Consider the following 23224-nt stretch of genomic DNA (forward strand, 5'->3'; position numbering starts at 1 on the left):
GTCGAGGGAGCCGCCCATCGGAATTCCGATCGGGCGGCTTTCTTTATTTCGCGTGCCAGAAAAATGCTTTTGTACCCGTCCTGTAGCTCAATTGGCAGAGCATCCGCCGGGTGTGCGGAGGGACCCAGGTTCGATTCCTGGCTGGACGGCTGTGGTCGAAGCCGAAGTAGACGAGGCCCCGGACTGTGAATCCGGGCGAAGCCGGTGCGAGTCCGGTCGGCCACCCCATGCCCCTCTCCGCCCGCGTCGATCGACCGGAGGACACTTCTCCAATGCTGGCTCAGACGATCATCCGGAAGACGCTGCGCGTGCCGTGCGGCACCGGTCCCGAGGGGGACGGCGCCGGCGTGGCGCGGCAGATGGACGCGGTCCTGGCCGGCGTCGGGTTCAAGGCCGCCCGTGACCTGCTCGAGCACGTGTCCGGCCTGGCGCCGGGCGCCGCGATGGACCTGGCGCTGCAGGTGATCGGCGCCGTGCGCGGGCTGGTCGGCGACCACGTCACGCACAACGCCTACTTCATCAACTTCCCGGACGGTGTTCCGGACACCGTGGAGTTCTGGGTGCGTTCCCTGCGTAACGCCCTGGTCGCGTCGCGGGCCGTCGGCGACCGGGTGTTCACCGACGCCGAACTGCTCGCCGCACTCGACAACGGCTGGGTCGGGCTCCTCGAGCTGCCGACCTACGGCCGCTACCGGCACACCTACGCCGAACTGCTCGCCGTCCACGACGAGCTGGTCGAGTCGGTGAAGGACCGGGTCACCGTCCTGCACCTCGGTGGCACGGTCGACGACGAGGCCCGCGAGCTGTACCTGGCGCTGGCCGGATCGCCGACGCCGCTGGGGGAGGCGGACCTGGTCCTGCTCGCCCAGCTCGCGGAGACGTGCGGTGAGGTCCTGCCCGAGCGGATCCCGGTGCGGGAGAACCGTGCCGTGATCAACACTGTCCGGCTGGCCGCCGGGCGTCCGCTGGTGGCCGTGGACACCGTGGTCGACGTGCTGCGCGTGGCGTGCCAGGCCAGCGCTGGTGACGTGACGCTGGCCGCGCCGACCCGGTTCCGGAGCTTCGCGAGGCGGGAGCGGCGTGTCCTGCTCGCCGCACTGGACCAGGTGGACGCCGGCAAGCTCGCCGACGTCACCCGGTACGCCGGGCCGTTCAAGCGGCTGGGGGAGCGGCTGCACCCGCACGAGTACCCGCTGTTTCCGCGCGCGCAGGACGTGTTCGCGGTCGCGCGTGGTGAGCGGACGGTTCGGACCTTGGCCGGGCGGGCGGAGGTGGCGTTCGCCGCTGGCGACGTCGGTCGCGCCGCGACGGTCCTCGCCGCCGCGCCTGGCATGCTGCTGCGGTCGCTGGACCGGTTGCTGCGTAACGCGAGCACTCCGGCCGAGCTGGACGCGGTGCTCGACGCGATGGCCGGAGTGCTCCAGTCGGTGTCCGGTCGCGTGCTGTGCTCGGTGCGTGAGCATCTCGCGAACCGCTCGGTCCCGGACGCCGCGCGCGTGTTCATCACCCGCGGCCGCCGCGCTTGGGTGACACCGGACGCCCGTGCTCCGCTGCCGCGCGAGGTGATCGAGCGGGCCGGCGTGCTCATCGACACCGAGCTGGCAGGCCGACTGCCGGTCCACGAGCGACTGGTTGTCGACCCGGCCGTGCTCGACGTCGCGCTGCCGCTGTCGGGCAAGGCCGCCGAGGACGGGTTCGCCGTGCTGCCGCGCGGTTCCCGCTCCCGGGTCGACGGTGAGGTGCTGCGATTCTTCACGTACTGGCGGCAGGCAAGCCGGCGGACGGACTTCGACCTGTCGGCGCTGCTGCTCGACGAGGAGTTCTGCTACGCCGGGCACGTGTCGTGGACCCGCTACCACGAGGGAGGCGCGGTGTACTCGGGGGACATCACCGAGGCCTCGAACGGGGCGACCGAGTTCATCGACATCCCGCTGGACTCGATCGAAGCCGCGTACGTCGTTCCGCAGGTCCACGTGTACTCCGGCGAGGGCTTCGAGCAGGTCGCGGAGTCGATGTTCGGGTGGATGACCCGCGACCGCGCACAACACGGCGCACCGTTCGACGCCCGCACCGTGCGGACCCGCTCGGACATGCGCGGCACCGGCCGCGTCGCGATGCCGATCATGTTCGGCCGCGACACGGACGGCACCTGGACGGCGACCTGGCTGCACCTGTACCCGTCCGGCTCGCCACGCTTCGACCGGGTCGAGGCCAACCGGGTCAGCGCGGGCCTGCTCGCCCGCGGCCTCGTCAACCGTGAGTACCTCACGGTGCGCTACCTGGTGGACCTGCTGCGCGCCAAGGAGATCATCAACTGGGAGCCGGGCACCCGCCTGGCCGAGCCGGTGACCTTCCTCGGACTGCACCGGCCCGAGGACCTGCCGGAGGGATCGACGGTGATCACGCTGGACCGGCTGAACCAGTTGATCCCGCAGTGAGCGGTCGGATAACCTGACCATGCGAGGCCATGAGGGAACTTCCTTCTACGGGACACGGCCAGCGCGCAAGCGCACCGTGCTATTGCTAGTTCCCTCCCTCTCCTCGCGCTGATCACAACCGCTGGCCTGCCGGACATCCGGCAGGCCAGCGGTGCATAGCCGATCTGTGAAGGGCTTTCTCAGCGCTGTGGATCGGCGAGTTCAACGTCGGTCAGTTCCACATGGCTGCCGGCACGGACAAGCCGGGCGACCTACAGGGGTGCGCAGATGCTCGCCCGCGGGCGAGGCCCGCTTCGCGGGCGGTTTTCGTGCTCTCTCGCAAGGTGCGACATCCCCGCAAGATCATCGATGGCTCGAGGCTGAACGAGCCCAACGCGTCTCGCGCCAACCTGAAACGGTGGTCTGCCGAACCTTTCGGCAGACCACCGTTCACCTGTGGCGATCCATGCGATAGGCCGGGTACCACGAGGACCCCGGCCCTGCCCGGGGTCCTCGCGTGCAGGCCTTCAGATCATGCTGCTGGTTGGTCACCTCCCCTGTGGCGCGTCGTTCTGAGGGACACGAACACCGCGCCGAGAGCGGCGATCATCGCTACCAGGGCGATGGTCACCGCCGCCCACCATGCCGGGGGCGCCGGGGTGGCCGACGACGACGCGGCCGGGACCACGTTCGCCGCGACACCGCCATGGCCGTGTTCGCTCGTCGCGGCGGCGTCGAGGGCGAGTACCGGAGCTGGGTGCTCCGGTTCCTGCTCGCCCTCGACCGGCTCGTCGATCCACCGCTGCACCTGGCCGTCGTCATAGGTCTGCACGACCTTGAAGACCAGCCGGTCGGTCTTGGGCAGTGGGCCCGCCGCGATCCGGAACTGCTGGTACTCGCCCGGCTTGACGCCCGCGTCCGGCGACGCCGCGCGCCACTCGATCTGGCTGACCACTTCGGACACCTCGGTCCCGTGGCCGGCCGAGATCGGCGCCGACAGCTTCGTTCTGGTGACCTCGTAGTCCCACCCTGGCTGGGCGAGGACGGCCACCTTCGCGATCGGCGCGTCCGTCGGGAACGCCACCTTCACAGACACCGTGCTCGCGGTGTCGCTCTCCGTCGGAACCCGGAACGCGATCTCCGCGGTATCGCCCTGTGCCACCGTGTCAGCGTGGACGCTCACGTGTGCGACGGCGACCGAGCCGCCTGCCACGACGAGTGCCACCGCGGCGGTCAGGACGACCCCGAACCGGGCGAGCAACCGAGACATGCTCTCCGTTCTCCTTCCGCTAGATTGCGCCGAGTCCGGCGGTACCGGCCGGGAGCACCCGGAAGATGCCCCACATACCGGCCGCCGCCCACGGTTGGCGCATGTCGCCGTACAGGTAGTCGCCGGTCGCGCGGGTGGTGCCACCCGCACCGCCGACCAGCTCGATCTCGGTCGTCTCACCCGCGGTGAACGACCGCGACGCGAGCAGCTGCGACCGTTGGTCGCTGCCGCCGTTCCACATGTTCGGCTCCTGCGGGAACACATGCCCACCGACCGCGAACACATGGAACTGGTCGGAGGCCCCGAGACCCAACCGGATCACGACCGGATCTCCCGCGAAGGCGCGGAGGATCGGTGTCGCCGGATCACCGAACCGTGTCGAGCTGAACGCGAGCTCCCATTCGGGATCCGGGTTCGGCGGCGACGACGTCAACCCCAACCGCGTCGTGAGCGGCGCGCTGGAGTAGTTGATCTGGTTGAACACCGGGGCGTTCGCGACCGGCCGGTTGAAGATCGGGAACTGGCTGTTGACTCCCGTACCGGCGATCACATCCTGGTACTCGTTGATGCTGCGCGAGTACTTCTGGTCGTTCGAGCCCATGCTGATCGCGAACTCACGGAAGCTCCCGCTCGCCGCGCGGATGATCGCCTGGGTGCTCGTCCTGGTCGCCCCGAGGGCGGCCCCGCTCGCACTGTCGAACCAGGTCGACCCGGTCGGCTCGACGATCACCTGACCGTAGGCGCCGTGCCGCATGGACGCCGTGCTCCCCAGGTTCTGGAAGATCGACGTGCCGAGCAGCTTGTCCGCCGCGAACCGGTAGGTGAACGTCTGTCCCGCCGCGACAGTCGTGTCGGGGTTGAGCCCGACCGCACTGCCCGCCGAGGTCTGCGGGTTGTACAACAGCTTCCCCAGATCGAACCCGGCTCTTGTACCGCCGTACTGCGTGCCGGCGGCGATCTGGTTTCGCAGCGTCACTTCGAGACAGTCACCCTGGTTCACCCTCAGTACCAACGGTTCCGGCCGTTTGGTGCCGGCCTTGATGGCAGCCATGTCGGACGTCAACGAGTACATGATGCCGTTGGTGTCGGCCTGTGGGGCCGTCGGCAGTGTCTGGTTGAAGACCGACACGTCGTAGCTGCGCACCGGAGCCGTGCTGGCGCACGGGCTTGCCGTCGACGTGGGTGGGGTGGCCGACGGGCTCGGCGGGTTCGGCCCAGGTGTCGTCTGGGTGTTCCCCGTCGCCGGCGTCAGTACCGGGAACCCGGCACCGGTCGGTGGAGCGGTCCGGTCCGGCAGCGGTTGCAGGTCCGTTCTTCGCCTGTCGTGCACGCGGAAGATGCCCCACGCGCCCGACTCGAAGGCGAAGTTACGGGTGCTGTAGTACAGATAGTCACCCGCCATCCGTTGTGGACCACCCGCGCCTCCGTCGAGCACGTAGTCGAACCGTTCCGAGATACCGGTGGTCGCGGCGTCGACCAGTTCGCCGTCGGCGTTGAACCGCTCCCGGGAGAACCGGTGACCCTGGAACCTCAGTGCTTCGACCCGTTCACTCAACCCGATCGTGCGAATCACGACCGGATCCCCGGCATAGGCGCGGAACAGCGGTGTGGTCGGGTCGCCGTACTTGACGGAGGAGAACACGTACGGATCGACGGTTGTCACCGTCGCGACCACTGTGTTGGCCGCGGTCGGATCATTGACCCGGCTGGTCGCGTTGCGACAGACCTGTTCGCCGTTGAACTCCTGTTTTTGTAGGGCTCCTGGTGGTGTTCGTTCCCCGATGGGCGCCGCTCTCAGGTTGATGGAGCCCTCCTCGCACTCCTGTCCAGCGTTGCGATCGATCCGTCCGACGACGGCTGGGTCGGCTCTCAGTTCAGGTCTACCGCGGCGACCGTTGCCGAGGAAGATCATGTACTCCCGGAACGAACTGCGCACACCTCCTCCGACGAGGTTGCTGGTGCGGATGTCGACGATCGTGCCGCTGCGGACCTGTGCGCCGGTCCTCGGGTCGTGGTACGTCGAGCCGCGTGGTTCGATGATGTGGGCGCCGAACAGACCATGTGCCCAGGACACGATCCCGTTCACGTGGTCGTGCCAGAACACGGTGCCACTGTCCACATCGGAGTACCAACGGTACTGCACGAACTCGACCGACACCGGGTCGCCGACGGCGTGTGCCGAGGTGAGTGCCCGGTCGAAGGTCAGCGTGGTGCCGTTGATCGCGGTGATCTTCCGGATCTCGATGTTGGCCTTCCCGCTGCCCACGGCGATGAAGATGCCGACTTCCAGGTCAGTCACGTTCGACACGGTGACCTGGGTGGCGTTGGCCGCGCTCGCCGCGGTCATCGTGCGGGCCTCGACCGAGTTCGGGTACACCGACTGCTCGTAGGAGAAGCCGGTGATCACACCGTCGGAGCTCTGCGGGTCGAACTGCACGAAGTGCGTGTGCATGTTGACCTTCGGCTGCTGCTCCAGTGTCATCTCGTTGGTCAGCGTGAGCGCCACGCAGTCGCCGACGTTCGACCGGATCGCCAGTGGATCGGGGGCTTTCACCCCGTTCCTGGCATCCGCGATGACCTGGTCCTTGTCCTCGTTGAGTACGAAGACCGTGCCGCCGTCATCTCGTTCCCGCAGTGTCTGCTGGACCGGGACGCCGATCCCGGTGACGTTGTACGTCTTCACCGGCGCGTTCTGCGGGCAGATGCCGTCCGGTCGGGTCGACGAGCCGGTCTCGCCGAGCCAGGCGGCTCCGGTATGGCCGGCTCCGGAGAACGGTGGTCGCATGCCGAGGTGAGGTCTCAGCATCGGCCACGCCGGCCGGCCGTTGTTGGGATTGAACAGGATCGGATTTCGCTGGTCCGGTGTGGCCGATTGGTAGTTCGGCCACACCTGCGTGGTCTCGCGTTCCCCGTTGTACAGCGGTGAAGCTGTCGTACCTGCTTTCTCCCAGTCCCACACGGTCGCGTCGTTGTTGTGGTTCCGCTGGCCGCGTGGCGGCAGCTGGCGTTCGACGAGATCGGACACCAGCACCTGGCTGGCGGTCGGTGTGCCCGACCCGATCACGGTCCTGCCCTCGATGGTCCTGCCGATCAGACCCTGCGAGGTCACCGCGGTCGGTGGTGTCGCCCTGCCGGGAATCACCGCCAGGTCCGGCTGTCTGGTGTCGAACACCCGCCAGAAGGACCACATGCCCGCGATGTAGTGGTGGGCGATGTGGCAGTGCCACAGGAAGTCACCCGCCGCCTGCTGGCATCCGCCCGCGCCGCACTCGATCCTGTTGTCGTAGCTCTCGGCCGGGCCGAGGGTCTGCGAGTCCAACATGGTCGACGAGGCGTTGTTGGGCGGGTTCTTCTGCAACCCGCTTGCGAAGTTGTTCGCCACCGCGTTCGGGTTGGTCGGCCAGCGGTCGCCGCCGCCGTGCAGGTGGTGCACGTGCAGCGTCTCGCCACCGGCGTGCGCCAGCCTGATCTTGGTCGGCTCACCCAGGTACGAGCGCGGCATCGGGGTCGCCGGGTCGCCGTTGGCGTACGAACCGTAGGCCAGCGACTCGGCGGCGTGCACCGTCTCGTCCGTCTGGAGACCGCGCTGCGCCTGCAACTCGAGCCGTCGGTAGTGCGACTCGCTGCGGTAGTTCAGCGCCCGGGAGTTCGGCCGGTAGCTGAGCGTGCCGTACCCGCAGTTGGCGATCAGGGCCTCGTCCCGCATCGCGTGCGGATCTCCGACGCCGAGTCCGTCCGTCGCGGGGACACAGCTGATCGGCGTGCCGCTCTCCCGTGGTGGCCGGCGCACGTTGAACATCTCGTCGCCGACCTCGTGGTACAGGATGTTGAACTCGCGGAACGACGTGCCGCTTCCCGGCCGGATGATGGCGGCGAAGCTGTTGAACGTCCGGTCGTTCGTGCGGTCCTGGCCGGTGTCGGGGTCCAGCCAGGTCGATCCGGCCGGCTCGGCCACGAGCGCGCCGAACAGGCCGTGCAGGGTCAGCTGGGTGGAGTCACCGCCGCTGCGGAACACCCTGACTCCCTCGCCCATGAGCGGGTCGAGGAAGTAGCGGTAGGTGTGGCTGGCCCCTGGTGGCACCATCACGTTGGTCGGGTTGTTGCCGACCGCCTGCCCGCCGTCGCCCGTCGCGGCGTCGTAGGAGACGCCGGCGATGTCGACGGACACCGAGGGCACCCCACCGGGCTGGGTGACGATCGGGTTCGCGGTGAAACCGGGACCACCGCGCGGTGCCTGGGTCAGCTGGTTGGTGAGGTTGATCTGGACGCACTCACCGAGCCGGGCACGCAGGATCAGCGGCTGGATGGCGTCCTGCCGCAGACCGCTGGACACCTTCGCGCCGCTGCCGTCGGAACCGACCGCCGCGTTGGCCTTGAGCGCGGCTTCCTGTGCCCGTACCTCGTTCAGCTTCTCGGCCTGTACGTACATGAAACCGAACGGGTCGTGGTCGCCGAACCGGTTGAGCGTGATGTCGATGTTGATGGCCAGTACGTTGAAGGTGCGTGTCGGCACTCCGCTGCCCCCGCACCCTCCGACGTGCGCGGCCGGTTCCACATCCTCCTGTGCGCTGGCCGACGGCGCGGTGAACCCCGCCGGTACCAGGAACGTCCCGGCGACCAGCACCAGCACGGCCGCCATCGTCGTGAACGCCGCGAGCGGACCACGGTTCGCTCGCCGAGGTAGGACGAGATGGTCGTCGCGCGCGCCGACCATCGCCAGCATCGCCAGGCCGGCGACGAGCACGACCGGCTGCGCCGCGGCGGCGTTCAGCAGGCCGTGGCTGACGAGGCTGGCCACGTCCGTGCCGGCCAACTGGTGCGCGCCGTGCGCCTCGGTGCCGGCCACGCCCGCCAGCTCGTGCAACGGCGTCAGCATCGCGGCGAGTGGCGCGAACAGCGGCACGAAGTACAGCGACAGCAGCGCCGCCGTGCTCAGTGGCGCGGAACGCCCGCCCGTGATGCCGAGCCGCGACGCGGTGCGGCCGGCCAGCCACACGGCCGCGCCGGCCACGGGCACGGTCAGCAGCGCGTCCAGCAGGAAGCTCAGGACGTGGCCTGACTGGGCGCCGGACAGCATCGACCCGGCGTGTCGCGACAGCGTGACAGCCAACGCGACGACCACCGCGAGAACAACGCCGCCTTCCTGCCCCGTCGGGGAGGAAAACGGCGTGTTTGGCTCACGTCTGTTTGGGGTATGGCTGCTACCAGGTCTGGCGCCGCTCGAAGTTGACACAACACCCCTAGGGGTATTGTGACGGAACAATTTCATAGAATTCACCTCTCCAATCTGCCGATGGACGCAGGTATGCCATCGGCAAGACTTGATCCCACACGTCGGTAGATTTTTGGTCAGGGATTGTGCGAATGGTTCGGCGGAGCGCTCACGCCGTCCATGGGAATGGCGAGCCGGTGCGTTGTGTCGCCGTGCGTCCATTCGAGCCAGGCCGGGGATTCGGTCAGCTCCTCGGTGGGGAGGTCGAAGAACAACAGGCCGTTGACGGCGTTACGCGGGGCGAGGCGGGGGAGGTCACCGAACGTGTCCGAGCGCGGCGTCCTGGCCTTGCCCTCCGCGCCGGCACGGAGCGTGAACTCCTCGTCCGGACGGAACGGCCGCGTGTCCTCACTCGTGTTGACGACTGTCACTGTTATTGCCAGGCGCTGGTTACCGTCCTCCGGCATGCCGGGCATCATCGCCGGCGGCATCTTGTACCCCGGCGCGTCCTTGGCCATGTCGTGATCCATGTTGGTCCAGTCCGCGGCGGTGACCTGGGCGGTCAGACTGTCCACAATGGCTTGGTCGGCCACGGTGGCCGCGTCCGGTGAGGCGGTCAGCCTGGTGACGCCAATTGTGCCGGCGGCGAATGCTGCCACTACGACGATGACGACCCTCGTGCTTGGTCGGGGCATTTGAATGCGCACCTCGATATTTGGCAACGGGTAATCACCCTGAACAGGCTACTCAGAATGACGAGTGCCCGAACGGGGAGTAACGTAGGGGGCAGGGATAACGCGAGAGCAGGGTTCTTTGAGAATAGATCACGCTGGGATAAATCGGGAGAGGCAGAACCCCCTAGGGGAATGCACTACTTAGGGGACCACACCTAAGTAGAAGAGATTTTGGAAATCCTTCGCAGGTGACGCGTGCGCCCGGCACGTGTCACTCGGTGCCGGCATGGATGTTCAAGCCCCTCCGGGGTACCCGTGCGGCATCTCAACTTGGAATGGCATGGACATGAAGCCCGTCGTTGCTCACCGGCTGCCGCGCGACCTCTACGTCGCGGCTGGCGCCAGGGCGGCGTCCGTTCTCTGCAACGTGGTCGCCGTTACTGCACTGCTGCTCGACTTCCATGATCGCGGCGCGGGAACGTGGGCGGTGGCGGGGGTGTTAGCCGCGGGCGCTTTACCGATCGTGCTTCTCGCTCCGGTCGTCGGTCCGGTCGTGGACCGGTGGGACAGTCGTCGGTTGATCGTGTTGAGCAGCCTGTGGCAGGCGGTGGTCTGTGCACTGCTGGCCTTCGTCGAAGAGCCGAGGATGATGCTCGCCCTGGTCGCCATGAACGCGTGCGGCACGGCGGTGACCAACCCGCTGTTCCTCGCGTTGACCAGCGTCATGGTGTCCAACGGGCAGTTGGCGCCCGCCAACAGCGTGCAGCAGGGTGCGGTCACCATCGCCACGATGGTCGGCCCTCCGATCGGCGGCCTGCTCACCGGCATCACCGGCGGCGCACGGGTTCCACTGTTGCTGGACGCGCTGATCTTCGTGGCGATCGCGGGTTCGAGCGTGTTGATCGGCACGCGTCGCCGACCGTCGCCGGATGTCCCGAAACCGAACGGCCGTGCGGGCATGGCGATGCTGTTCACCGACCGGATCCTCGCCGCGATGGTGTCGCTCGCGGTCCTGTTGGCGCTGGTGGTCCACCTGATCTACGTGGCGCAGGTGTACCTGGTCCGGGACACGTTCGGAGCGAGCGCACTGGCGTTCGGCATGCTCCAGGCGACACACACGGTGGGGCTGCTGATCGGCGCCGTGGTGGCGAGCAGGTTCAACACGGTGCGCCGAATCGTGCTCGGCGCACCGATCGCCGCCGCGGTGATGTCGGTCGCGATCGTCCTCATTGGACTCGGATGGTCCCTGTCGGCCACGTTCATGCTCTACGTGGTGGCTGGGGTGTGCATGAGCCTGGTGTCCGTCTCGATGGGCACCTTGTTGCTGCTGCGCACACCCGAACCGTCGATCGGTCGCGTGACGGCCGGCTACACCGGGATCCACCGGGCCGCCGGCCTGATCGCGTACGGTTTCGGTGGGCTCGTGGTCGGGCTGTTGCGGCCGGAGGTGGTGTACGTGCTGTCCGGTACCGCGGCGTTGGTCGTCGTGTGCGTGCTGGTGCCGACGTTCCGCCGGGCCTGGCGGCTCTGCTGACGGTGGCTTCGCGGGGCCGGACGGGCGCGAAACGTCCGGCCCCGCGAAGCGTATCCCCGCCCGAGTCGAGCTGCTCTGTACGGGCAGGGCGTTTTCTACCGTGGCACGAAGAACTCGCGGCAGAACGAGTTGGCCGACTCGTCGTCCTTGCGCCGGACGTACGCGGCGATGATGATGATGCTCTTGCCGGTGTTCCCGGCCAGGGCCGCCTCGACCGTGCCGAGGTCGTACTCGGCGTGGAAGGCCGGCTCGCCCGCGTCGTCCAGGTAGGTGTTGATCCAGCTCTCGCCCCAGTCGGCCGGTTCACCCGCGCCCGTGATGCGCAGGGAGAACCTGTCCCCGTGGTCGGTGAGCGTGAACCCCTTGATCCACTTGGTGTTCTGGTTGGTGTTGACCCATTCACCGGTCAGGAACGCGAGGCCTCGCCGGACCTCGCCATCGGCCGGTTCAGCCGAGGAGAGGTGGAAGAACTCGCGCGAGAACTGGCTCAGTCGCTCGTCCTGGAACGACGTGTAGGTCTGGATCACCAGGATGCCCAGCTTCACGTTGGCGGCGATCTCGACCGAGGTCGTGCCGAGCTCGTACCGGGCGTGGAAGCCGGCCACCATGTTCGTGCCGGTGAAGACGTACGGGTTCGCCTCGACCTCGCCCCAGTCGACGAGTTCGTCCGCTGAGCCGTACAGCCGCGCGAAAATCGCGCCGTTCCGTTCGGTCACCTCTACTTTGGCGATGTGGTCGGTGTCCCGCTTGGCGTTGATCCACGTGCCGAGCAGCGGGGTGATGTCGGCTTTCGCGTCCACCATTGCCTTCGCGTCGGCTCGCATCGTCTGTGCGATCGCCTGTCCCATCAGATCCTCCCGGCGGTTTCGGGCCACGTGAAGCGCGTTCTCATCGGACAAGTGTCGTCTGTTCGCGTGCTTCTCGCAGCCTGATCTTCGGCAGAATTTCGGTGCCGAAGAATTCGAGGGCCGGCAGGTCCGGTCGCGCCTGGAACATGAACTGCGTGACGCCGAGCTCCCGGTAGCAGAAGATCGCCTCGACGATCTCGACGGGACCGCCGACCAACGAGATCGACATCGGGCCCATGTAGGGCACCAACCCGGTCCACAGGTAGGGCGTGAGCCAGCTCGACTTGTTCTCGGCCAACCGGAAGGTCTCGGTGAAACCCACCGACTCCGTGGTCTTCCCCCGCCATTCCGCGATCGCGGCCTTGCCGCGGTCGCCGGCGTTCTCGATCACCGCTCTACCGGCCCGCAGCGCGTCGTCGCGGGTGGGGCCGAGGATCAGGTTGGTGATCAGCCCGACCTCGGTGCCGGCCGCCAGCACGGGTTCGATCTTCGGCCGCAGTGTCTCCGGCGCTTCGACGACCCGCAACAGGCAGTCCGCGTGGGTGATCGCGAGTTGCCGTGCCTGGTCGGAGCTGCCTGAGATGTACACCTGGGGCCGGTGCCGGTCCGGCGAGACGAACGGCTGGTTGACCCGGGCGCCCTCGACGCTGACGAACCTTCCGTTGAAGTTGACCGGGAACTCGCTTCGCCACAGCGCGTGGCAGATCGTCCAGAACTCGTCGGTGTGCCGGTAGCGTTCGTCGTGGGTGGAGAAGTCGCCGTAGAAACGCAGTTCGTCCGAGCCCTGGCCGGACACCACGTTGACCGCGACCCGGCCATTGGTGAACGCGGACAACGCGTTGATCTGTTGGACGAAGTGCGTTGGCGAGATGACCGTCGGGCGCGACGCGGGCATGAGGTTGACTCGCTCGGTGGCCAGCCCGAACACGGTGGCCAGGACGATCGGGTCCGCGCGCTGGAAACCGATCGGCAACAGCACCGAGTCCAGGCCCAGCTCCTCGGCCCGGACACAGAAGTCGCGCTGTTGGCCAAGGTTCGCGAACTGGTCGATCTCCGACCGCACCCGGGAGCCTCTGCGCTGGTCGTTGACGCTGGTGGCCGGCAGACTCCAGTGGAAGCGCAACTTTCGGCCGGCCGTTGGCATTCCTCACCCCCGACGAGTGTTTCTGGTAAGAAGGCTAGTTTCGCTCGATCGGGCTGGCCATGGCGGATTCTGCCTAAGACCGGCCGATCCCCTAGGGGTTGCTCGCCGTTGTTGTGCGTGCCCGCGAAAGCTGGGGTAGCGTCGCCTCGTGACGGCTTGAACACGGAGAGAAACTGGGTGTAATCCCCAGGCTCGCTAGTCGTCGCTGACAACTTCACATCTTTCGCGTGTGCGTGATTGGGTGAGCACGTGCCGCGCGTTGCCAATACCTGACTCCCTTACGTTGTAGGAGAGATCATTGACGCGCGCACGTCACCACAGGATTGTGGACCGCGAGTTAAACGTTCCAGTGCCAGATCGACCGTCAGCTCCCGACAGTCCCGTCGGGTGGCGCTTCGTCGTGCCACTGCGCGTATTCCGCCAGCCCGGCTCGTTCCGGCCAGAAGTCGTTGACCGGCACCGAAATGTCCGGATACCCGACGGCGAGCCCGCACACGACAAGGCGATCCGCGCCGAGAGCCAGCTCCGCGCGGATGGCGTCCGGGTAACCCGCCACGCTGAACTGCGGGCAGCTGCCGAGGCCGCAGGCGACCAGGGACAGCATGACGTTCTGCAGGAAGAAGCCCATCTCGAGGAACTGACCCGGCATGGCGTCGACGGGCAGATGGAAGATCATCTCGACGGGAGCGCCGTAGAACCCGAGGTTGTCGCGCTGGTGTGCGCGGCGCGAAGCGCGGTCGTTCCCACCGTGTCCTTTGGCGAGCAGCACACCGACGATGGCCTCCCGCGCCCTGGCGTCGATCGTCTCGTCCGTACGGGCCGATCGGTACTCGTAGTCCGGTCGGGGTGCGACGCCGTTGTCGAACTCCGCGCACAGCCGGCGGGCGAGTGCGTCCTTGTGGCGCCCCGTCACGACCGCCACCTGCCACGGCTGCCCGTTGCGGGTCGACGGGGCGTGCGCCGACGCGCGCAGGACGTTCTCGAGGAGATCCCGGGCCACCGGCTTTTCGAGAAAAGCGCGCTTACAGTGTCGTCCATTGAGGACAGACTGAAAAGTTGTCCACGGAGTGGTGTCCATGACAAAGGATTGTCGCAATGATGAGAAATTTGTCCAGTCCTCAGCAGCGGTCGACCGGTACGGCGCAGCGGAGCTGTGCGGTCGTGGCGACACTGACCACGGCCGTGTGGAAAGGGCGCAGAGATTTACGCGCACTGCGTGGCTTCGTCGACGGCCTGGAGGTTCGCGTCGACCTCACCGGGGATTCCGGGGTCGACCTGTTGCGTGGTCTCTTCGAGGGCGAGCTGATCTACAGCCTGCGCAGCGCGGAGTCCGGGGGCGCGTTCGTCGGAAGCGCGGCCGAGCGGCGGCGTTGCCTCCTCGCCGCGGCTCGGTCGTATGACGTCGTCGAACTGGAGGCCGACCGGGACCTCACGCCGGACGTGCTGGCGGTCATCCCGCCGCATCGCCGGCGGATCTCGTGGTACGGCAAGGCACGTGACCCCGCGGGACTGCGCGCGACCTTCGACCGCATGGCGAACACGCCAGCGCGCCTGTACCTGCTGGCACCCGAGGCGGAGACGATCGAGCAGGCCATGGCCCCGACGCGGTTCCTCGCGAAACTTGGCCGGTCCGACGTCACAGCCTTCGCCACCGGGAACCTCGGGGTGACCAGCCGGGTGCTGGCGCCGTGGTTCGGTGCGCCCGTCGTGTTCGGCGGACTCGGTCGCGACCTCGCCTGGGGCGTGCCACCCGTGGAGCACCTGCTGGCCGACTATCCGTTCCCGGAGCTGCCGCCCGTCGAGCACGTGTTCGGCATCGTGAGCCGGCCGATGCGGGCATCCCGCTCACCTCGCCTGCACAACGCCTCGTACCGTGCACTCGGCCTCCCCGCGCTGTACCTGCCCTTGCCCGCCACGGAGTTCCCCAACTCGTGGCAGGCAATGTGCACGGGGTTCGAACAACTCGGGCTCACGTTCGGCGGGGCGACCGTCGTCGCGCCGTTCAAGGAGGACGCGCTGGCGCTGGCCGACGCCGCGAGCGTGGAGGCACGGCGCACGGGTGCGGCCAACCTGCTGGTGCGCGAGGAGAGGGGCTGGCGGGCGTACACGACCGACCCGGTCGGGATCGTCGGCGCGCTGCGTGCCGCCGGCGTGGAGTTGGCCGGCCGCAAGGCCGCCGTGGTCGGTTGCGGCGGTGCTGGGCGCGGAGCCGCCGACGGCCTGTTGCGGGCCGGTCTCGTCCCCACCATCATCAACCGCGGGCCGGCACGCGGTAGCTACGCCGCGGAGTTGCTCGGCGTCCCCTACCTGCCCCTGGCCAAGTTCGCGCCGGAGAAGTACTCGCTCATCGTGCACGCCACGCCCATGCGTGACGAGCCGCCGTTCGCGGTCGACCGGCTCGCCGACGGCACCGTGGTCGTCGACCTCACCTATGGACCCGACGAGACCGGGCTCGCGGCCGCCGCGCGTGCCCGCGGCCTGGTCGTCGTCGACGGCTGGCGAGTGCTCGAGGTCGAGGTCGACCAACAGTTCCGCCTGCTGACCGGCAGGTCCATCCCCGGCCCGATCGAGTCGCTCGATCATGCCGCCATCCCCGCCGTACCACCGCAAAGGGAGTTCGTCAGATGACCGCTCACATCGATCGAGAGGCGGCCCAGTCAGCCATGTTCGAAGAGTTGTCGGACCTGGCCGACACGTTCGCCAGGCGCGCCGACGGCTACGACCGGACCGCCACGTTCCCGGCGGAGGACTTCGACGACCTGTTCGCCGCCGGCCTGCACGCACCGACCGTGCCGCGCTCCCACGGTGGACTGGGTCTCGGGCCGGTGGGAGGCGACACGCTCGCGCTGTGGCTGATGACCAAGCGGCTCGCGTCGGCGGACCTCTCCCTCGCGCGCTGCTGGGAGGGGCACACGAACTCGTTGGTGCTCATCGACGCGCTCGGCTCCGAGGCACAGAAGTCGCGGTGGTTCGACGGTGTGGTGCACCGCGGCGAGAAATGGGTGGCGTGGAGCGGCGAGCCACGTTCACCCAAACCCGGCGAGGTCAGGCGCTTCGGCACGACCGTGCGGCGTGAGGGCGACGGCTGGGTCGTCGACGGCACCAAGGTGTTCGCGACCAGTGCCACCGGTGCCGACTGGGCGATCCTGCTGGTCGACATGGCCGGCCCCGGCGGCGCACGGAACAGCACCTCCGACGGCGGCGCCGGCGTGCTGATGCTCGCCTGCGAGCTCGCCGACCCGTCGGTGTCCGTCGACAGCTCGTGGTGGGACCCGATCGGCATGCGCGCCACGGTCAGTCACCTGGTCCGCTTCGACAACACCTTCATCCCGGACTCGCAACGCATCGGCGAGGCGGGGGACTACCTCCGTCAGGGGTGGCAGACGGCGTTCATCCCGCACTACGCCGCGAGCTTCCTCGGCGCGGCGGAGGCGGCCTACCAGTACGCCCTCGAGTACGTCATGCGCCAGCACAAGGGCACCGACGCCTATGTGCAGCAACGGGTGGGGGCGATGGCCGTCGCGGTGGAGACCGGGCAGCTGTGGCTGAAGCACGTCGCGGACCTGTGGGACTCGGGGCGCACGGACGAAGCGCGGATGGCCGGTTCCCGGGCACGGCACCTGGTGGAGCATCTGGCTCTGGACACCGTGGACCACTGCGTGCGGGCCTGCGGCGCCCGCTGCCTCGTCCGGCCCAGCCCGGTCGAGCGGATACAGCGGGACCTGATGTTCTACGTGCGACACGACAACGACGATCACATTCTCGCCACCATCGGCCGGAACGCGCTGGGCGAACCACATGACCAGTCGTTCTACAAGCCCTGAAAATTACCTGAGGGGCACCGCATACTAGGGAGTTCTGGCTATTTCCGGTCTGGGAGCGTGACGACACCATTTGGATGGGCCGACGCGTACACGGCGGGGCGGCCTGATCGCATCGAATGAGACTCTCCCAGACCGGGGCCGAACGTGCGGACCCGGTGTGGCTCACCCAAGGGTCTCACCTCGGCGCATCGGGTCCACGTCCCGTCGTGCACGGCGAGTGGGGAGAGCGTGCCCCGCTCGCCTGTGGTGACCGGGTGCTCTCCCCACTCGCAGCTGACCGTCCACTGTGGGGAGTTGCCCCGCGAGAGCCTGGATGGGCCGGGCGTGTGCGCGCGGCCCATCCAGCCTCGCGTCAACGCATGCTGATCTGTGTGTCCACTGTGACCTCGTCGAACTCCGTGGTACGCACGTGGAGGTCGAGGGTCCAGGTGCCCGCCGTCGGGACGATGACGTCCTTTGCGACGAACTGGCCCGGCCCCGTTCTGGAAAGTGACACCGGCAGCGGGTCGATGCCGGACTCCGGCAGTTGCAGCTGCGCCCGCACCTCGGGCACGTTCCGGTTGATCCCGCGCTCGTCCCGGACGTTCAGCACGATCTGGTTGTTGCCGGTGCGTGCCGGGTCGACCCACACCTGGACGTCGCCGGAGTCGGGAAGTGCGAGCGCCTCGAGGTACGGGCCCGTCGGGGCGGCCGCGGCGGTCGGGCCGTGATCGTGGCCGCCCGGTGGGATCGACACCAGCGCCGCGGTGAGCCCGAGCACGACGACGGCGATCCCGGCTTCCCACGCCACGGATCGACGGAGACCGGCGAGCGAGTCCTGCCGTGCCTGCCGGGCGGCTGCCTTGCGGGGTGCCACCGGCACCGACAGCCGCCTGCGGACGAACGTGCGCGACAGCGAGGCCAGCCACAGCAGCAGGCCGAACACGGCGATCTTGAAGATCAGCAGCGTGAAGTACTGCGTGCCAGGGCCGAACTCGGCGAGTTCGCGCCAGGCCTGGAGCAGGCCCGTCACGCCGAGCACCACCACCGCCGTCGCGGCCGTGCGGGAGAACCGCGTCACGGCGACCGTGGCCTCGTCCTCGCGTCCGCCCTTGCCGAGAGCGCACGACGCGAGCACGGCCAGTCCGCCGAGCCAGACCGACATCGCCGTCAGGTGTGCGGCGTCGACGAGCAGCGCGACGCTCGACAGCAGGCCGGCGGCCGCGTGTCCCGTTCCGCTCCAGGTCAACGTGAGCGCGTACCCGAGCACGGCCATGAGCACGATCTGCTTGCGCGACATGGCTTTCAACCGTGTCAACAGAAACGCGGCCAGGCAGAGCAACGCGATCCGCACCAGCAGCAGGATGCCGAAGGTCGTCTGGGCCGTGTCAGCCAGCAGGGCCGGGTCCACGACGTCGATGAGTGACGTGCCGGCCACGTTCGGGCCCTGCAGCAGGAACACCGCGACCGCCGAGAAGACCGACGCGGCCCACGCCCACGTGATCAACCTGCGTACCCGGCGGTCAGCCAGCCCTGGCCGCCAGCACACGACGACGAAGAACGCGCCCCCGACCACGAGGGCCAGGCTCGCGAAGGACAACAGCCGAAACAGCCAGAACGCGACCTCGACCGGGCCGTCCGAGCCGGTCTGCGCGCCCGCGTCGGCCAGTGGGGCCGCTCGCGCGTCGCCGACGCTGAACACGAACGCGCCGTGGATCGGGTGGGAGTCCGCGGACACGACCCGCCAGTTGACGACGTACACCCCGTCGCCGAGCGAGTCCGGCAGCGGCATGCTGACCCGCGTCCCGTCACCGGGCACGCCGCTGGCCGACGGTTTCGCGATCGTGTCCCCGTTTCCGTCGAGCAGGCTGAACCCGTCACGCACCGGGTTGACCGACTCGGTGAACCGGAGCACCACCTCCTCGGGCGCCGTGTCGAGGTGCGTGCCGTTGGCAGGCGTGGACTCGATCAGTTCGGCGTGTGCCCAGGCTTCGGTGTTGGGTAGGAGTAGCAGGCCCACGGTCATCGCGGTGACGGCGAGGGCTCGCATGAGGCGGCTTCGCATGTGGCATCCTCTGGTGATCATTCGTCGAGCAGGCCCAGGTCGTGTGCGGCGACCAGCGCCGCCGCCCTGCTGTGCACTCGCAGCTTCTTGAACAGGTTGCTCTGCAGGTTCTCGACCGTGCGGATGGAGATGCCGAGCATCCGCGCGGTCTGCTTGGTCGCGTGCCCCCGGCTGATGGAGCCCAGGATCTCCTTCTCCCGGGGCGTGAGCGTGAGTTCCCACCGCCGCCAGCCCTCGGCGGCGTCGGGACGTGTCGGCCCGAACAGGGCCCGGATGTAGGTCGAGTTCGCGAGCACGTAACCCTGACCGGCCGCACGGACGGCGGGCACCAGCAGGTCGTCGACCTGGGCGGCGGGCACGGTCGCGATGCCGGACGCCAACGCCTTGGTGACCTGGGAATGCTTGAGCTCACGGCTGTCGACCACGACGTGGCGGGCGCGGTGTTGGCCGTCCGCCGCGGGCCACTCGGACTGTCGTGGGTCCACCAGGACGGTGATCGGCGCGTCGCCGTCCGTTTCCGCCTGTGGCTCCGCGTTGTCGTTCACCACCGGGACGTGGTGTTCGCCAAGGAGTTGGCGAACGTGGTCGGCGAGGCGGCCTGCTGGGGCGACGAGCACGACGCTGAGGCTTCGCCGCCGCTTGGCGTTGGGTGGCATGGAACGTTGCAACGGCACCGCGGGAGCCCGCAGGCCGAGGCGGACGGCGCTTGCCGCGGCGTGGGCCTGGGTGTGCACGTCGAGCTTGCTGAAGATCCGCTTCTTGTGGTGTTCCACCGTGTGCAGGCTGATGCCGAGTTCGGCCGCGACCTGTTTGGGTGGGAAGCCGGAGCTGATCAGGTAGAGCACCTGGAGTTCACGTTCGGTGAGTGTTTGCCTGTCAGGTCCGGCCTGGCGGGCCACCTCGACGGGCAGCGCCGGGGTTTTCACCGCGTCGAGCAGAGCGTCCAGTCCACTCGTGTACGAGACCATGGCGCTGACGCCGACCTCGTAGGCGCGGATGACGTAGGGGCCCGGGAGCGCGTCGTGCACACCCACCATGCGCATCCGGCGGCCCGTCTGCAGCAGGAGCTTGACCAACCGTTCGTTGCTCCATCGTGGCGCGTCGGCCTCGAACACGACGACCGTCGGTCTTCGAATTCTGCAGAGCTGGATCAGTTCCGGTCCGGACGGTGCCGTGCCGGCGATCATGATCCCCGGCTCGCGCACGAGATGTTTGGCGAGCATCTCGCGAACCAACCGGTTCTCGTGTTGTAGGACTACGCTTACAGAAGGGGCGTCAGCCATGTCCAATACCTCGGTTCATGGATTTGAACCGGTACGCATGGCACCGAGCCGCGCCCCCCGCGGGCACCACTCCGGTTCCCACTAACCTGTGCGACTCCGTCCCCAGGTTATGTTCGCACACACGTGTACGCCGGGGACAGATCAAAGGCGAAGGACAATCGCCATTTTCCCTTAGGGGTCAACCGTTACATAGGGGCCGGAGTGTTATGGAAAGAGTCAGCCAGGCCTCGGCGCCATGGCCGATGACGCCGAGACCTGACTCCGGACGCACGCGGTTCCCTGCAAAACCGCATGCGGTGTCTACAGTGGATTCATGATTACCATTCGGGGAATGTCATAGTGACAGGCCCACTGCGACCCGTCACGGTGTCGTGGGCGCCCAGTGCTTCCACGGTCAGCGTGCGCGTACTCCCTGGCATGACGCCGCCGTCGAGGCGTGACCCAGCCCGAATCGTCTGTCGCCAAGTCCCACACGGCTGTGGCACTAGCGACGAAATGTTCTGGCGCCGATTATTCCTGGGAGCCGACGGCGCCTGCGTCACGGAATTCTCCTTCAGAACGGAAGACCTGCACTGTTCAATACGCGGCCCACCCACTCGAGGTTCGATAGCAAGTTCGTATGTTTAGCCCAGTGATTTCTGGTCACTGCGGCCAGTCAGCGGGAAAGACTGCCCCAGACGGCGCAACCAAGAGCCCCGACCAGGCCCCACCGACACCCCAACCCCCGCGAGTCTCGCTTCTGGCCCCCGCGAGTCGCGCGTTCGGCACCCCCGAGTGTCGTTTTCGTGTACACGCGAGCGTTCCCGAAGCCAGCACCCCTCATCCCGATCAGCAACCCGCGCGATGACGCTCTCGCGTTCGGCGTTCCTCGAGTTGTGGCACGCCCGGGCGTTCCCGAAAACGCAACTCGCGGGGGCTGAACGCGCGACTCGCGGGGGCCGAACGCGCGACTCGCGAGTTGGGGGGTTAGGCGATGCCGGCGGTGATCAGTTGTTGCCAGATCTCTGCCTGGTCGACGGCCGCTACGCCGAGCTTTTCCGCTTTGGTGAGTTTGCTGGCGCCGACGTCGGCGCCGGTGATGAGTAGGTCGGTGTTCGCGGAGACCGACGAGGCCGTCGTCGCGCCGGCTTTTTCGCACAGGCGTTGGAAGGTGGGGCGGGGGACCTTCTCGCCGGAGCGTGGGTCGCTGATCGTGCCGGTGATCACGACGGTCTTGCCGGCCAGTGGTGCGTCGGACGCGACGACGGGTGGGAGGTCCTCCTCGCGTACGTCCAGCGAGACGCCGCGTTCGCGCAGCAGTTCCAGTTCGGGGCGCAGCCGGGTGAGGTGCTCGATCAGGGAGGCGGCGACCCTCGGGCCGATGTCCTCGACCGCGACCAGTCGTTCCTCGCCCGCGTCGGCCACCTCCTCCAGCGAACCGAAGCCCGCGCGGCACAGCCGGGCCGCGGTGCCCTCGGACGCCATCGGGATCGCGAGGCCGATCAGGGCGCGGCGCAGCCCAACGTCGCGGCTCGCGTCGATGGACTCGATCATGCGGGTGGCCGAGACGTCGCCGATGCGGTCGAACTCCAGCAGCTGTTCCTTGGTGAGGCGGTAGAAGTCCGACGGGCGTTCGAGGAGCCCCGCCTCGGCGAGCCGTTCGATCCACACCCCGCCGACCGCCTCGATGTCCGCGGCCGCACGGGACGCCCAGTGGATCAGCCTGCGCACGGTCTGGGCGGGGCAGGCCACGTTGGTGCAGAACAGTTCGCGGCTGTTGCCCTGCTCGGTCAGATGGTGGCCGCACGACGGGCACGTGGTGGGCGGCACGATCTCCAGCTCCGCGCCCGTGCGCTTGGACTCGTCGAGCACGCCGGCGACGAACGGGATCACGTCCCCGGCGCGGCGGACCAGCACCGTGTCCCCGATCCTGATGCCGCGGGCGCGGATCACCTCCTGGTTGGCGAGCGTCGCCTTCGTGACCGTGGTGCCGCCGACGAACACCGGCTCCAGGTGCGCGACCGGGGCGATCTTGCCCGTCTTGCCGACGTCCCAGACCACATCGGACAGTACGGTCGTCTTCTCCTCGGCGGCGAACTTGAACGCCAGCGCGCCGCGGGGCGAGTTCGACCTGGTGCCGGCGGCCGCGTAGGCGTCGCGGTTGGCCAGCCGCAGCACCGCGCCGTCCAGGTCGTAGTCCAGGTCGTTGCGGCCCTGCTCGATGGCCGAGATCACGGCCAGCGCGGCGTCGGCGTCGGCGCAGTGGCGCATGTCGGCGACGGTGAACCCGAGCGTGCGCAGCCCGTCCTCCACGTCGGCGGCGGCGCCGCCCGTCGAGGTGTCGAGGTCGAAGGCGAAGAACCGCAGGCGCCGCTCGGCGACCGTGGCGGGGTCCTTCGCGCGCAGGGTGCCGGCTGCGGCGCCGCGCGGGTTGATCAGCGGCCGGTCCGGGTGCGCTGCGTTGTAGGCGGCGAACGTGGAGCGCAGCATCACCGCCTCGCCCCGCACCTCGACCCGGCCCGGCGCGCTGACCCGCTCCGGTATCCCGTCGGTGAGCGCCCGCACCAGGAACGTGACGTCCTCGCCGGTGGTGCCGTCCCCTCGGGTGACCGCCCGCGCCAGCCGGCCGTCCTCGTAGACCACCGCCAGCGACAGCCCGTCCAGCTTCGGCATGACCACCACCGGCTGGCCGGGGAAGCGGCCGAAGAACGCCGCGACCTGCTCGGGCCGGTTCGCCTTCTCCAGCGACAGCATCGGCCGCGAGTGCCGGACCGGCGCGTGCAGCACGGCCGGCGCCCCCACCTGGTCGAGCGGGTTCGGATCGGGCGTCAACTCCGGGTTCGCTGCGATCAGTCCCCGCAGCTCGTCCTCGATCGCGTCGTACTCGGCGTCCGCCACGACCGGCGAGCCCCGGTAGTACGCGTCACGCAGCGCCACGACCTGGTCGGCGAGTTCCTGGATCCGTTCGGCAGCGTTCACAGCGCACAAGTTACCC

The 23224-nt window shown here is 68.3% G+C and carries 13 protein-coding genes and 2 tRNA genes; 6 read left to right on the forward strand and 9 right to left on the reverse strand.

The features are described 5' to 3' along the window. Positions 1-76: 76 nt before the first annotated feature. The 3 genes from VF106_RS47490 (at position 77) to VF106_RS47500 (ending at position 2438) form a co-directional block, all read left to right on the forward strand. Positions 77-149: transfer RNA gene (locus VF106_RS47490), tRNA-Thr, on the forward strand. 2 nt (positions 150-151) lie between these two features. Beyond that, a tRNA-His gene (locus VF106_RS47495) sits at positions 152-228 on the forward strand. A gap of 44 nt (positions 229-272) precedes the next feature. Beyond that, a complete protein-coding gene (locus VF106_RS47500; protein WP_330846711.1) occupies positions 273-2438 on the forward strand; it encodes a hypothetical protein in 2166 nt (721 codons plus the stop codon). A gap of 511 nt (positions 2439-2949) precedes the next feature. Here VF106_RS47500 and VF106_RS47505 read toward each other — a convergent pair. The 3 genes from VF106_RS47505 to VF106_RS47515 form a co-directional block, all read right to left on the reverse strand. Next, the gene (locus tag VF106_RS47505) at positions 2950-3687 is read right to left on the reverse strand and encodes a YcnI family copper-binding membrane protein (RefSeq protein ID WP_330846712.1); all 738 of its coding nucleotides are present in this window, start codon (positions 3685-3687) and stop codon (positions 2950-2952) included. A gap of 19 nt (positions 3688-3706) precedes the next feature. Then, positions 3707-8809, reverse strand: a complete 5103-nt coding sequence (locus VF106_RS47510) for a hypothetical protein (protein ID WP_330846713.1) — start codon at positions 8807-8809, stop codon at positions 3707-3709. A 227-nt stretch (positions 8810-9036) separates the two neighbouring features. Beyond that, a complete protein-coding gene (locus VF106_RS47515; RefSeq protein ID WP_330846714.1) occupies positions 9037-9558 on the reverse strand; it encodes a DUF4352 domain-containing protein in 522 nt (173 codons plus the stop codon). A 355-nt stretch (positions 9559-9913) separates the two neighbouring features. Here VF106_RS47515 and VF106_RS47520 point away from each other — a divergent pair, with 355 nt between their 5' ends. Continuing rightward, the gene (locus tag VF106_RS47520; protein WP_330846715.1) at positions 9914-11107 is read left to right on the forward strand and encodes an MFS transporter; all 1194 of its coding nucleotides are present in this window, start codon (positions 9914-9916) and stop codon (positions 11105-11107) included. Positions 11108-11202: 95 nt separating this feature from the next. Here VF106_RS47520 and VF106_RS47525 read toward each other — a convergent pair whose 3' ends face one another. The 3 genes from VF106_RS47525 to VF106_RS47535 form a co-directional block, all read right to left on the reverse strand. Then, positions 11203-11955 carry a hypothetical protein gene (locus VF106_RS47525; RefSeq protein WP_330846716.1) on the reverse strand — a complete coding sequence of 251 codons (753 nt, stop codon included), beginning with the start codon at positions 11953-11955 and terminating at the stop codon, positions 11203-11205. Between the two features lie 40 nt (positions 11956-11995). Continuing rightward, a complete protein-coding gene (locus VF106_RS47530; RefSeq protein ID WP_330846717.1) occupies positions 11996-13099 on the reverse strand; it encodes an LLM class flavin-dependent oxidoreductase in 1104 nt (367 codons plus the stop codon). 364 nt (positions 13100-13463) lie between these two features. Next, positions 13464-14177, reverse strand: coding sequence for a nitroreductase (locus tag VF106_RS47535; protein WP_330846718.1), 714 nt, complete (start codon positions 14175-14177; stop codon positions 13464-13466). Between the two features lie 83 nt (positions 14178-14260). Between VF106_RS47535 and VF106_RS47540 the strand changes: the two genes are divergently transcribed. Together VF106_RS47540 and VF106_RS47545 are read left to right on the forward strand one after the other, a co-directional pair. Continuing rightward, positions 14261-15727: a type I 3-dehydroquinate dehydratase gene (locus tag VF106_RS47540; RefSeq protein WP_330846719.1), complete on the forward strand. Its 1467-nt coding sequence runs from the start codon at positions 14261-14263 to the stop codon at positions 15725-15727. Then, positions 15724-16923: an acyl-CoA dehydrogenase family protein gene (locus VF106_RS47545; protein ID WP_330846720.1), complete on the forward strand. Its 1200-nt coding sequence runs from the start codon at positions 15724-15726 to the stop codon at positions 16921-16923. The genes VF106_RS47540 and VF106_RS47545 overlap by 4 nt, the downstream gene beginning before the upstream one ends. Positions 16924-17275: 352 nt before the next feature. Here VF106_RS47545 and VF106_RS47550 read toward each other — a convergent pair whose 3' ends face one another. From VF106_RS47550 to ligA, 3 genes are all read right to left on the reverse strand, one after another. Continuing rightward, positions 17276-18967 (reverse strand): copper resistance CopC/CopD family protein, encoded by a 1692-nt coding sequence (locus VF106_RS47550; protein WP_330846721.1) that lies wholly within the window; start codon positions 18965-18967, stop codon positions 17276-17278. Between the two features lie 17 nt (positions 18968-18984). Next, the gene (locus VF106_RS47555; RefSeq protein WP_330846722.1) at positions 18985-20190 is read right to left on the reverse strand and encodes a LuxR C-terminal-related transcriptional regulator; all 1206 of its coding nucleotides are present in this window, start codon (positions 20188-20190) and stop codon (positions 18985-18987) included. Between the two features lie 1026 nt (positions 20191-21216). Next, on the reverse strand, positions 21217-23208 hold the full coding sequence (ligA, locus tag VF106_RS47560) for an NAD-dependent DNA ligase LigA (RefSeq protein ID WP_330846723.1): 1992 nt from the start codon (positions 23206-23208) through the stop codon (positions 21217-21219). Positions 23209-23224 lie beyond the last annotated feature (16 nt).

The sequence above is a fragment of the Actinophytocola sp. genome (assembly GCF_036378875.1).
Classification (GTDB): Bacteria; Actinomycetota; Actinomycetes; order Mycobacteriales; family Pseudonocardiaceae; genus Actinophytocola.